The organism is Gilliamella sp. Pra-s52, assembly GCF_009795805.1.
In the GTDB taxonomy this organism is placed as follows: Bacteria; Pseudomonadota; Gammaproteobacteria; order Enterobacterales; family Orbaceae; genus Gilliamella.
Genome location: NZ_WTEY01000007.1, coordinates 81277 through 94790, shown reverse-complemented (window position 1 = coordinate 94790; position 13514 = coordinate 81277). Strand labels below are relative to the sequence as shown.

At 35.8% G+C, this 13514-nt stretch carries 12 protein-coding genes; 4 read left to right on the top strand and 8 right to left on the bottom strand.

Annotation, left to right across the window (positions count from 1 at the left end; translation table 11 throughout):
• Positions 1-40 precede the first annotated feature (40 nt).
• On the bottom strand, positions 41-1273 hold the full coding sequence (pepT, locus tag GQ594_RS06975) for a peptidase T (RefSeq protein WP_160411886.1): 1233 nt from the start codon (positions 1271-1273) through the stop codon (positions 41-43).
• A 21-nt stretch (positions 1274-1294) separates the two neighbouring features.
• On the bottom strand, positions 1295-2854 hold the full coding sequence (locus GQ594_RS06970) for an AbgT family transporter (protein ID WP_160411887.1): 1560 nt from the start codon (positions 2852-2854) through the stop codon (positions 1295-1297).
• Between the two features lie 401 nt (positions 2855-3255).
• Here GQ594_RS06970 and murJ point away from each other — a divergent pair, with 401 nt between their 5' ends.
• Positions 3256-4794 carry a murein biosynthesis integral membrane protein MurJ gene (gene murJ / locus GQ594_RS06965; protein ID WP_160401034.1) on the top strand — a complete coding sequence of 513 codons (1539 nt, stop codon included), beginning with the start codon at positions 3256-3258 and terminating at the stop codon, positions 4792-4794.
• A gap of 260 nt (positions 4795-5054) precedes the next feature.
• Complete coding sequence (locus GQ594_RS06960) at positions 5055-5750, top strand: hypothetical protein (protein WP_160411888.1); 696 nt, start codon at positions 5055-5057, stop codon at positions 5748-5750.
• A gap of 316 nt (positions 5751-6066) precedes the next feature.
• Here the strand turns inward: GQ594_RS06960 and dusC are convergent, their stop codons facing one another.
• From dusC to GQ594_RS06930, 6 genes are all read right to left on the bottom strand, one after another.
• Complete coding sequence (dusC, locus tag GQ594_RS06955) at positions 6067-7011, bottom strand: tRNA dihydrouridine(16) synthase DusC (protein WP_160411889.1); 945 nt, start codon at positions 7009-7011, stop codon at positions 6067-6069.
• On the bottom strand, positions 7008-7781 hold the full coding sequence (locus GQ594_RS06950) for a molybdopterin-synthase adenylyltransferase MoeB (RefSeq protein WP_160411890.1): 774 nt from the start codon (positions 7779-7781) through the stop codon (positions 7008-7010). Before GQ594_RS06950 ends, dusC begins: the two co-directional genes overlap by 4 nt.
• Positions 7782-7854: 73 nt before the next feature.
• Positions 7855-9174 carry an amidohydrolase gene (locus GQ594_RS06945; protein WP_160411891.1) on the bottom strand — a complete coding sequence of 440 codons (1320 nt, stop codon included), beginning with the start codon at positions 9172-9174 and terminating at the stop codon, positions 7855-7857.
• An 18-nt stretch (positions 9175-9192) separates the two neighbouring features.
• Entirely contained in the window at positions 9193-9642 is a 450-nt protein-coding gene (locus tag GQ594_RS06940) for a hypothetical protein (protein ID WP_065626618.1), read from the bottom strand.
• Entirely contained in the window at positions 9642-10430 is a 789-nt protein-coding gene (locus GQ594_RS06935) for a DUF3100 domain-containing protein (protein ID WP_160400501.1), read from the bottom strand. The genes GQ594_RS06940 and GQ594_RS06935 overlap by 1 nt, the downstream gene beginning before the upstream one ends.
• A gap of 29 nt (positions 10431-10459) precedes the next feature.
• A complete protein-coding gene (locus GQ594_RS06930) occupies positions 10460-11005 on the bottom strand; it encodes a cysteine hydrolase family protein (protein WP_160411892.1) in 546 nt (181 codons plus the stop codon).
• 287 nt (positions 11006-11292) lie between these two features.
• Here GQ594_RS06930 and aspS point away from each other — a divergent pair, with 287 nt between their 5' ends.
• Both aspS and nudB read left to right on the top strand, forming a co-directional pair.
• A complete protein-coding gene (gene aspS / locus GQ594_RS06925; protein WP_160400503.1) occupies positions 11293-13053 on the top strand; it encodes an aspartate--tRNA ligase in 1761 nt (586 codons plus the stop codon).
• Positions 13054-13059: 6 nt separating this feature from the next.
• Complete coding sequence (nudB, locus tag GQ594_RS06920; RefSeq protein WP_160400504.1) at positions 13060-13512, top strand: dihydroneopterin triphosphate diphosphatase; 453 nt, start codon at positions 13060-13062, stop codon at positions 13510-13512.
• The last annotated feature ends 2 nt before the right edge of the window (positions 13513-13514 follow it).

Sequence of the window (13514 nt, the reverse complement as noted above, 5' to 3'; positions counted from 1 at the left end):
ATAAAAAGAGGGAGTTTTCTCCCTCTTACTTTCAAAAAGATTATTGACCTTTAGCCGAAAGCTCAATAATTTTCATCGTAACTTCAAATGATTTCAGGAATGAAGATAATGGTAAAAACTCAAAGCAAGAATGGAAGTTGTGAGCACCAGTAAAGTAATTTGGTGTTGTAAGCCCTCTTGCTGAAAGTGCAGAACCATCTGTTCCACCACGCATAGCGATTGTTTTTGGTTGAATATCAAGAAGCTCAAATGATTGATAAATTAAATCAATACAGCGACGATTGTCACCTAAATAATTAGCAATATTGCTATAAGTATCGCTAATTTTACATTCAATTTTAGCTCTTGGATATTTAAGACTAATAAGATCGACGACTTGTTGAATATAAGCTTTACGTGATTCATATTTAGCTAAATCAAAATCACGAATACTCATTTTTAATGTTGTTGTGCTTTGATTACCCACAATATCATTAAACCAAAAATAACCCTCTTTACCCTCAGTATGTTCTGGTGTTTCAAAGCTATCAAAACAGTTGATAATATCGTTAGCGACACGAATAGGATTGATTAACACATTTTTAGCAGACATTGGATGAGCAGAAACACCCGCAATATCAATAGTGACAGAGCCTGCATTAAACGTCTCATACACAACCTCGCCCAGCTCACAACAATCAATAGTATAAGCAAAATCAGGTTTAAAACGGTTTAAATCAAGTTTTTTAGCGCCATTTAAGCCGACTTCTTCATCTGGAACAAAAGCCACATAGATATCACCATGAGAACAATTTTGTTGTTGTAACTGATCCAACATGGTCATTACGACAGCAATGGCCGCTTTATTATCTGCACCAAGTACACTAGTACCGTCTGTTACAATCAATTCATCATTTAGATATTTATTCAGTTCAGGATGTTCATCAACTTTAAACCAAATATTCTTTTCTTTATTTAAAAGAATATCTTGCCCAGTAAATATAACACGTTGAGGATTGATCTTATCTGATAAAGCAACATCGACAGTATCAAGATGAGCAACATAACCAATTTTTGGCGCATTAGGATTATTGCCCGGTAATTTTGCTGTAACAATGCTATGCTCATCAAGGTGAACATCTTGTAGATTAAGAGCGATCAATTCTTGTTGAAGTTGCTTAGCTAATTCAGTTTGTCCGGGCGTAGAAGGCACATGAGCACAGCCAAAAGTACTTTGGCTTGGTATACTGACATAACGCAAAAAACGCTCAACTAATTGTTCTTTAATATTCATCGTATTTGACTCCTTATGGTACTAATTACTTGCTGGTGGATAGACATAACCGCTGTCAAAACCAATTGGTAGACCAAGGAACCAAAAGAGTAGCAAGTTTATTGTTAATGCAATGAGTAGTGCTGCGGTATAAGGTATCATCATCGAACTTAATGTTCCTACTCCGGTATTTTTGCAGTATTGTTGGCAATAAGCAATAATCAACGGATAAAAAGCAAACATAGGCGTACTGACATTAACCGCCGAGCTGATACGATAAGCTGCTTGGGTTAATTCAGGTGAGATACCAACCGACATCAGCATTGGTACAAAAATTGGTGCTAAAATAGCCCACTTAGACGATGCAGAGGTAATTAACACATTTAACATACTTGTTAAAATTATTACCCCAAAGATTGTCACGACCGAAGGCAAGTGCAGTGCTTTTAAAAACTCAGCCCCACCAATAGCAATTAATGTCCCAATTTGTGAGTGAGAAAAAACATAAAGAAATTGTGCACAAAAGAAAGCAAAAACAATAAATGGAATAAGCGATTTGGTGATATTTTCCATTGCTTTTACAATATCGCGGGACGATTTAAACGTACCAGTAATAAAGCCATGAATTAAGCCTGGAATTGCAAAAAACACAAATAATAGTGGCACAATGATTTGCATAATAGGTGCTTTATTACTCGTCATACTTCCGTCAGGAGCACGTAATAAAGAGTTTTCTGGTAATAATAATAAAACTAAACCAATCGCAATAGCTAAAAAAACAATTGAAGCAATTTTAAAAGCACGGTTTTCAATAGGTGTAATTTCAGGTGAATTGGTAATATTGTCTGATTCTAGATCATTATTTAAAGGCATGGTCGCCTTTAAACGGGGCTCGACAATTTTATCGGTAACAAACCAGCAAGCAAGTAAAACAAAAAAAGTACCACCAAAACTCAAAAAGTAGTTACAAAGCACATTAACTTGATAAGAAGGATCGATAATTTGGGCAGAACTTTGAGTAAATCCTTGCATAATTGGATCGATAATTGACGGTGTATAACTTGAACTAAATCCACCAGCTAGCCCCGCAAATGACGCAGCAATCCCTGCTAGCGGATGACGACCAATAGCGTAAAACATCATCGCAGATACAGGCATTAAAATCACATAAGCCGAATCAGCCGCAATATGACAAACCATACTAACAAAAATAACTGACGGTGTGACTAATTTTTTAGGTGTAACAGCCAATAACTTCTTAAGCAGCACATGAATATAACCACTACTTTCAGCAATACCAATACCTAATGTTGCAACGATTGTAATGCCAAGTGGCGGAAAGGTAACAAAATTAGGTACCATCTTAGTAAAAAAGGTGACTAAATTCTCAGGCGCCAACATATTGACGACAACGAGTTTGTTTTGCGTGACTGGATTAATGTAATCAAAGTTTACAAAAGAAAGTAATAAAGAGGCAACAAAACAAATGACTAAAGCATAGAAAAACAATGTTGTGACATCAGGGATTTTGTTTCCAATTCGTTCAATAGTATTTAAAAAACCACCTGTTTTTATTGGTGATGAATTTGTTTTTTGGTTCATAAAAAATAAGATTAAATATTATTCGGATTGTTAATTTAACATATCTTTATTGTGTAGGTAAATAACATCATTAACTCTATTTTATAGTTAACCGTATATTTATCTAAAACTTTTTTATATTGTGATTGTTCACATAATTTTAAACTAAAGTTAATAACGCTAATATAATTGCTAATCAATATACTGCTTACTTACTTTATATATTATTGAGCAACTATTAAAATAGATATTAATAACATATTAATTTTATAAAAATTGCCATAAATTGGCTGGTAACATTCAGCGATTGCGCATGTTTTAAAAACCAAGTTTATTAAAAAAGCATGGTGATTTAAAGTAATAGTTTGTAGACTATGCATCATTATCCGTTTTAGGTTGTATACATAGTATATAAATCAGATATGAATCTTTTAAAATCTTTAGCGACTGTAAGTTCAATGACGATGGTTTCGCGCGTATTAGGTTTTGTGCGTGATGCCATTATTGCGCGCTTTTTTGGTGCGGGCATGGCAACGGATGCATTTTTTGTTGCTTTTAAACTTCCTAACTTACTACGGCGTATTTTTGCCGAGGGGGCGTTTTCGCAAGCATTTGTGCCAATTTTAGCCGAATATAAAAATCAACAAGGTATCGAAGCAACTCGCACATTTGTTGCCTATATTGCAGGTTTATTAACCTTAGTATTAGCGATTGTCACCTTAATTGGTGTTGTCACCGCTCCTTTTGTTATCATGCTCACCGCACCGGGGTTTATGCAAGAATCAACTGAAAAGTTTGAATTAGCAACCACCATGTTGCGCATAACCTTTCCTTACATCTTTTTTATATCGCTAGCCTCATTGGTTGGTGCAATATTAAATACTTGGAATCGGTTTTCTGTACCGGCATTTGTGCCAACTTTGCTGAATATCAGCATGATTATATTCACACTTTTTTTTACGCCTTACTTTAACCCACCAGTATTAGCACTGGCGGTATCGGTTGGTGTTGGTGGCATTTTACAATTACTCTATCAACTACCTTATTTAAAAAAGATTGGCATGTTAGTACTGCCTCGTATAAGTTTAAAAGATAGCGGTGTCTGGCGGGTATTAAAACAGATGGGGCCTGCAATTTTAGGGGTATCGGTTGGGCAAATATCTTTAATTATTAATACAATTTTTGCCTCGTTTCTTGTTTCAGGATCGGTTTCTTGGATGTATTATGCCGATCGATTAATGGAATTCCCTGCGGGGGTGCTGGGTGTGGCATTGGGTACTATTTTATTGCCATCGTTAGCCAAAAGCTTTTCAAAAGGCGATCATAAGCAATATTCAGAATTATTAGATTGGGGATTACGCCTCTGCTTTTTATTGGCCTTACCAAGCACGATTGCATTGGGGGTTATTTCGCGACCATTGATATCAACACTATTTGAATATGGACAATTTACCTTAAATGACACCTTAATGACACAGCGAGCATTAGTTGCTTACTCTATAGGACTACTTGGATTGATATTGATTAAAGTTTTAGCGCCAGCCTTTTATTCACGTCAGGACATAAAAACGCCCGTCAAAATTGCCATTATTACGCTAATTTTAACACAGCTAATGAACCTTGCTTTTATTGCCCCACTACAACACGCAGGTCTATCATTATCCATTGGCTTAGCCGCCTGCTTTAATGCTGGGTTATTGTATTGGCAGTTGCGTAAAAAGCAACTTTATCAACCGCAACCCGGTTGGTATGGATTTTTAATCAAAATCATCATAGCGGTAATTTTAATGTCTGCGGCATTATGGTTTGGTTCGCAATTATTACCCGACTGGTCAACAGGCTCAATGTTGGCTCGTATTGGACGATTATTTTTATTGGTCGTGGTTGGGATTGTTATCTATTTTGCGGCATTGATTGCCATGGGATTTAAGATAAAGCACTTTATTAAACGAATTGATTAATAAAAACGAATAAAGATCAATTAGAATAAAAATCATTAATTATAAAACTAATAAGGAAATAGGATGAATAACGTTTCTTTCTTTACACTACCCATTATAGGTAGTGCAGTTTATTTTTTATTGAGTTGTTTTTTTCACTGTGTTTCACATTTGTGTATTACCATTACGAATTTTCTTTTGACTCATTTTTGTTATTCTTCTCTAATATTTCATTTTATTTCTTTCAAGATATATTAGTAAACGCATTATGGATTTTTGGGGTGTTGTCGATTACTCTTCATTATGCCAATATTCATATTGTTAATAAAATCAATACAATAATCTTTATTTTTATGATGATTGTTTTTTCGACAATTGCTGCATTTATTCAACAAAGCATCATTATTTATTTCTACGATACACCTATTTTTCCAGTAATAATAATCGTTATCTCAACAACAATTTTTTGTCCTTTGCTATACAGCTTATTAAGTTACTATTTAACCAATTTCTTCAAAAGATACTTTATAAAAAGCAAACAGCCATTTGCAATTACAGCAACTAATAGCCCAAATATTCACTTTATTTTATTTTCAACGTTTATTTGTTTTATCTTGATTAAAGGATATTGGTTAATTGCTGATGCTTTTGGTTTTTCGCTTAGTTATGTTCAAGATTTTTTGTATCTTAGCGCAATATTGCTTGGGCTGTTTTTGTCTAAAAACTGTTTTAAAAAGCCCTTTAATAAAATTCAATCAGAACGGCTTATTAAAAGCATTTTTGTATCTGCCATAATGATTTTTATTTGTGTGATTTTTTATTTTGCCTCTATATACCATATGCCAATAAGGTTTTATATTAACGCCACTACCCTGATTCGTGTAGGTCGTAGCTTGCTCTTGTTGATATTACTTATTATGCTAATTGGTTTGATTCTTAATAAAGTGACTAACTATTATTTTTTAAAACAAAAATAATAAAAACACACCGTAACAAAATTTACCCTCTTTTCTTTTAAAAAGAGGGATAACATAAAATCAATGATTTAATGGTTTTGTATCATTTTTACAAAACCATTAAGCAACAAATTGAACACTAAATCTCAAAAATGTTAGTCAAAAATAGGTCAGGAAAGGTATTGATTTTATTGAAGTTTTTTAATAAGCTAGAAAATAAAAACTTTAATAAAATCAATATCTTTCCTGAATATCTTTTCTAGAATCTCATTCCCCCTATATTGTTATAATTAATGAACATCAATTGCTATTTTGCTGTTACCTAAAGTGGGTTATTTTAGGTATGCTTAGTTAAAAAATCCCTAATGCCTTGTTGTGATTTGAGTGTTCTTATATTTTGTAAAAGTTCCGACGCCTCGGCATAGTGCTGTTTTAAGTAAGCCAACCACTGCTTGATGCGTGCGGAGTGATACAAAGGTTTAACATCATCAATCGATGAAGCTGCATAGCGGATTAATATCGCCATTACTTGTTGCCAATTTAATACGGGTTGTTTAGTTCGAATCATGTTGGCCAAATTGGGAATGGTTAAAATGCCTCGCCCTAGCATAATGTCGTTAGTTTGGCTTTGGTTTATGCAATTTTTTGCATCTTCAATAGTAAAAATTTCGCCATTGGCTATAACGGGAATGTTTAATTGCTGTTTGATTTGGCCAATTGTTTGCCAGTCTATTTTTTCGGCTTTGTAGCCGTCTTCTTTGGTTCTGCCGTGAATCACGATTTCATTGGCGCCTGCATGTTCAATTGCGCTTGCAATGTCGTGACAATGCGCTTTGTTATTCCAGCCTAAGCGAATTTTGACTGATAATTGGTGTGATTTTCCGATTGCTTGCCTGACTTGGCTGACAATATTAAATATCTGTTCGGGATACTGTAATAAATAAGCACCACCGTGATTGCCGACCACCGTTTTGGCTGGGCAACCAAAATTGATGTCGATACCGTAAGAGCCTAATTCAATGGCTTTAATGGCGTTTTCTGCCATCCATTCGGGTGATTGTCCTAAAATTTGGACACGAACAGGTGTGCCTGATTGGGTTTTCCCATTATGGTAAAGTTCAGGGCATAGGCGGTAAAAAGTTCGATTAGATAATTTGTGATGTGTCACTCTAACAAATTCAGTCACACAATAATCAAATGAGTTAATTTCGGTTAATAGTTGCCTTACTTGATAATCAAGTACGCCTTCCATGGGCGCTAAAATAATTCGATTAATTTTCATTGAGAAACCTGATTGGTATTACCATTGCTACAAACACGGCAGTTAGGTTGTTTGGTTATTTTGATTTGGTTAAATTCCATTGTCATTGTGTCAATCATTAATAGACGTCCAATTAGGGGCTTTCCATATTGAGTGAGCACTTTTATGGCTTCTAAGGCTTGCATTGAGCCAAACATGCCAACCAGTGGCGCCATGACGCCTGTTTCAACGCAAGTAAGCTGATCTTTACCAAATAAGTGGCTTAGACAATGATAACAGGGTTCATCGGGTTGGTAAGTAAATACGCTTAGTAATCCTTCCATACGGATTGCCGCTCCAGAAACTAGCGGTTTTTTTACTTGAAAACAGCAACGGTTAATTTGTTCTCGGGTTGCTAAGTTATCGGTACAGTCGATGATAATGTCATGCTGTTTGATAAGCGATATGAGGTTGTTATCGTCGAGTTGCTTATTTACTGTGTCAATCAATATGTTGGTATTAATATTGACTAAGGTTTGTTTTGCAACGTCGACTTTGTATTGATTGATGGCATTTTCAGTATATAAAATCTGTCGATTTAAGTTAGATTTTGATACGGTGTCAAAATCCACTAACGTTAATTTGCCTACCCCCGAAGCGGCTAAATAAAGCGATGCCCCACAGCCAAGTCCACCTAAACCAATGATCAGGGCGGAACTGTTTTTTAATATTTGTTGTTTATCAATGTCAAAACCGTGTAATGTGATTTGTCTATCATAACGAAACAATTCTTGATCAGTGAGCTGTTGCATATGGTGTGATGATTGTTGTGAATATAAGTCGCATTATAACAGCTTGGCACGACAATATGCCAAGCTGTTAAGATTATTTGTCAAAACCTGATAAGAATTTTAAATATTCTTCTTTGGTCATAAGTGGAGTGTAGTTTGACATGAGTGTTTGTGCTGGCTGTGCGTCATCATAAAGTAAGTCGATGATTGTGCAGGCCATCATTTGGGCTGGGCGGATGTAAGCCATTTCTTCATCAAATACGGTGTAGTCTTTACCATGTAAAACCCCACGAACCGAACCAATCCATGGGTGGCTAACTGGCATAATGTGCGATAAATCGCCCGTATCGGTACTGCCTGTCATGTGGGGCGCAACCCAAACATTATCAGCACCAATAAGATCTTGTGCATTGCTTTGTAAAAAGTCATTCAGTGTTGGGTTGTTTTGTAAAGGTAAATAACCCGGTAGGTCTTTAATTTCACACGTTGCCCCAACCGCCATTGCGCCTGCTTTTAGTGCTTGGTTTATTCGTTCGTTCGCATCGATCATGGCAGGTACATTGCCTGCGCGCACATAGCTTTCCATTCTGACATCGCTTGGAATTACATTAACTAAATCACCGCCTTGGGTTATAATTGGGTGGAATCTAATGTAGTCTTTTTCTTGAAATGTTTCGCGAATGGCGTGTACGCCCATCATTCCCATCATTGCAGCATTTAAGGCGTTGACACCTGCGTGTGGTGCAGCCGCCGCGTGTGATGCTTCGCCTTTGTATTTAATTAATTTACCGATAAAACCATTGCTGGTTGTTGATATTTCAATAAATCCATTTTGGCGATCGTTAGGTACGCTAGTTAAATGTATTTGTAGTGCCATATCAACATCATCAAATTCACCACGCGAAATCAATTCTGGCTTGCCACCGATATAGTTGATTTTGCCTTCTTCAATTAGGCGATTACGATAAGTGATTTCAACATATTCTTCTGCAGGTACTGCAAATGGCACAACATCGCCCGCTAAAAATTGCATTGCACCCGAATCAATCAGCCCCATTGTTACGGCCATCATATTGGCAATTTGGGCATTGTGACCACAACAGTGCGCAGCGCCCGATGTTTCGTCAGCAGCAGGGTGATCGGCACAGATAATGGCATCAAGCTCGCCAATAATAGCAATACTGTATTTACTGCCTTTTCCCCCTTTTAAGCGTCCTTTAACGCCTGTTAGTGCTAATTTGTTTTTAAATGGAACACCCAGTTTTTCAAACGTTTCTTCGACTTTTTTGGCTGTTTTGTGTTCTTTATAACCAAGTTCAGGTTCTGCCCAAATTGATTCGGCAATTGCTTTGATATCGGCTTTGCGGTTTGCAATGGCGTTACAAACCTTTTTTTTAAGTTCTTCTTTTGTCATGATAAATCCTAATCTGAATTAGATCACACCTTCCCAATGCAAGGTGATTTGTGCAATGATTGCGGCAAAAATAAAAGTGCCTGAAAATACGGCTAATGATACAGGAATGATTCGCCATGAGATGTTTTTAAATAGTGCTAAATCTTTACCAATAGCTAGTCCAGCATAAGCTAGCACTGGAGTACAAACCGCCAATAATGAAACCTGATCAGTAATTGAAACAACTTGTTCATGATAAGGAAATATTGGCGATGAAGCCACTGCGGCTACGACTGATACCCATAAAATAACTGGAAATTTGTTTAATAATGGAACTTTGCCAACAAAATATCCGACTATTGATATCGCAACTAAGATTGATAATGCTTGTAATGACAGCATAAAATCAACTTTGTAACCTACAGTATTCCCAGCAGCCATAATAATGGCAACTAAGATCAGTAAAAATATTGTTTCTAACGTTTTCATTATAACGCTCCTTTTTTGTTACGTCGTAAGCGGGCAAATAGGTTATATAAGAAAGAGGCGAAAGGTAACGAAAATAGTGTATAAATATAAATGCCAACAATACTTGACATTAAGTTTGCGGTTGTTGCATAGGCTTTGATTTCACTAGCTATTTCTGGATAAAGGTCACTTATTGGTGCGAGTGATGCGGCCATCATACTGCCACTTCCAACTCCTGCACCCATAGCCAACGCATAAGGATGGAGGATATCTAATTTTGCCATTACACTAGCAAGTATGCTCATCCAAATAGCACCATAAAGTGTGCCACAAACATACATCGCCATAACGCCTCGACCTTCTGCTGAATCTAATCCATATTTGTCGGCAACAATGGCGATATTGGGTTCACGCGCGACAGAATAAGTTGCACCCACCGCTTCGCGTTTCATGCCTAGTAGCATGGCTAGTGGTAAACCTAATAAAATCGTGCCAGCAAAATGACCTAACTCTTGAAAAATTAATGCTAATTTTGCATCTTTTAAGATCATATCAATTTTAGGACCAACAGCAACCCCAAGTTTTGCGATAAGTAACATTAATGTCACTATCATGATGGCGCTGGCATTATTCATATTTTTTAGTTTTAATATTTTTAGTTTGGGAAGGCTAATTATTCCGCCAATAATCATGGCATATAACATTGGGTACACGGCAATAGTCCAGATAGATTGCCTACCGATGAACTCACATATTAAAACAACGACTAATGCTAGTAAATGTACTTTATAGTCTCGTAAAACATCCATTCTTACTCCTTAATTTATTTTTAAAATTTTTAAATTATTGTTGCCCCTAAGGTATTTTTAAAATGATTTAATGCCCATTGATGGCCGATTGGATCAAAACTAGCAACAGCATTTTGATGAATGAATATTTTATATCCTAAATTATAGGCATCTACCGCTGTATGCAATATGCAAATATCAGTACACACACCCGTTAAATGGACGTGTTTGATGTTTCTTTCACGTAGCCGCAAATCAAGGTCTGTTCCACAAAATGCTGAGTAGTGGCGTTTATTGATCCAATAAACATGATCAGTATCTTTATATTGTTGATAAAGTTTATTTAAACGACCAAATAGTTGTTGTCCTAAAGTGCCGATAATATTATGAGGAGGAAAGAGAGAATCTTCAGGATGAAATTTATCAGAAGGATCATGGGCATCGATAGCAAAAACGACAAAATCATCATTTTTTATAAATGATTCTGTTATGTTTAACATTTCTGTTTCAATTTTTTGACCAACCAGACCTGTTGTTAACGTTCCGTTATCAGCAACAAAATCATTCGTATAATCAATTGAAATTAAAGCCTTCATATCAAATATGATTAATTTATTAAATAATGTTAAAGCTTATTAATAAATACTTGATATGACAAGTTATTTTCAATGAGTAATTTGATTCTATGTTTTTACATAATTAAGATGTAATTAGTATCTTTTTGAATTTAATCTATTTTATAAAAACTTTTATAAAGTAAATTTATTTTCAAAAACTAGCTATAAATAAATTAAATGATAATTATTTTAAATCATGGTCTTTATACCCTGATAAATTGCTCTATAATAATTATCATTTTGTTAATAGTTTACAGGATATTTTAATGAGAACAATTTATTGCGGACAACTCAATGCAAGTCATATTAATCAAGAAGTTAATCTATGTGGCTGGGTTAATAAACGTCGAGACTTAGGTGGTATGATTTTTATTGATATGCGTGATCGTGAAGGTATTGTACAAGTTTTTTTCGATCCTGATTATCAACAAGCATATCAACTTGCTGGTGAACTTCGTAATGAATTTTGTATCCAAATTAAAGGTAAAGTAAGAGCCCGTCCCGAAGGTCAAATCAATAAAGATATGGCCACAGGCGAGGTTGAAGTGTTGGCGACAGAATTAACGATATTTAATCGTAGCGATGTTTTACCACTTGATTTCAATCAAAACAATAGCGAAGAACAGCGTCTAAAATATCGTTATATCGATTTACGTCGTCCTGAGATGTCAGCTATTTTTAAAACTCGGGCTAAAATTACTGCATTTGTGCGTTCGTTTATGAACGAACATGGCTTTTTAGATATTGAAACCCCTATGTTAACCAAAGCAACGCCTGAAGGCGCTCGAGATTACTTAGTTCCAAGCCGAATTCACAAGGGCGAGTTTTATGCCCTTCCACAATCACCACAGTTATTTAAGCAATTGTTAATGATGTCAGGTTTTGACCGTTATTATCAAATTGTGAAATGTTTTCGTGATGAAGATTTGCGAGCCGATCGTCAACCTGAATTTACTCAAATTGATGTCGAAACGTCATTTATGACAGCCGAGCAAGTGCGCGAGGTTATGGAACAGATGATTCGTGAACTTTGGTTACATGTTAAAAATGTGGATTTAGGTAAGTTTCCTATTATGACTTTTGCCGAAGCGATGCGTCGTTATGGTAGTGATAAACCAGATTTGCGTAATCCGCTCGAAATTATTGATGTAGCTGATTTAGTTAAAGATGTTGATTTTAAAGTGTTTTCAACACCAGCAAATGATCCGAAAGGACGTGTAGCATTACTTTGCGTTCCAAATGGTGCTCAATTAACGCGTAAACAATTGGATGAATATACGCAGTTTATTTCCGTGTATGGTGCTAAAGGTATGGCATGGATTAAAGTAAACGAACGTAGTAAAGGGTTAGAGGGTGTTCAAAGTCCTGTTGCAAAATTCTTTAATGAGTCGCAAATGGAAGCGTTGCTTGATCGTGCTAATGCAAAAGATGGCGATATCTTATTATTTGGCGCAGATAGCTATAAAGTTGTTAGTGATGCGTTAGGTGCATTACGTTTAAAAGTTGGTAAAGATTTAGGCTTAACTGACGAAAGTAAATGGGCAGTACTTTGGGTTGTCGATTTCCCTATGTTTGAAGAAACTGACGAAGGGCTAAGTGCTATGCATCATCCATTTACTTCGCCAAAAGACTTTACGCCAGAAGAGCTTATCAATAATCCTGAAAATGCAGTTGCAAATGCCTATGATATGGTGATTAATGGTTATGAAGTTGGTGGTGGTTCTGTCCGTATTCACCGTAGCGAAATGCAACAAGCTGTCTTTTCTATTTTAGGGATTAATGAACACGAACAACGTGAAAAGTTTGGTTTTTTACTTGATGCATTAAAATATGGTACGCCACCACATGCAGGACTGGCATTCGGTTTAGATAGATTAACAATGCTGTTAACCGGTACTGATAATATTCGTGATGTGATTGCATTTCCGAAAACAACAGCCGCAACGTGTTTACTTACTGATGCACCAAGTCCAGCCAATGTCGCTGCATTAACTGAACTTGGTATTGAAGTGAGTAAAAAGCAGTAATATTTAATGAAAAAATTCAAAAATCCTGAATCTGTTCTGGTAGTAATCTACTGCCAGACAACAAAGCGTTGTCTTATGTTACAGCGGCAAGATGACCCTAATTTTTGGCAATCAGTGACAGGTAGTATGGAAGCTGACGAGTTACCAAAAGAAACAGCGATTCGTGAAGTTTTTGAAGAAACTGGTATTAATATTATTGAACAAAACCTTGAGTTAATTGATGCAAAACGTACCATTGAGTTTGACATTTTTCCACAATTTAGACATAAATATGCGCCAGAAGTTAAGGTAAATAAAGAGCATTGGTTTTATCTGCCACTTATTAATGAGATAACGCCTATACTTACTGAACATTTAGCTTATCAGTGGCTAACGATTGATGATGCTGCCAAGCTTACTTTATCACCCAATAATAGTGAGGCTATTGGTAAAATCTATAATTTGATTAAATCTAATTAAGA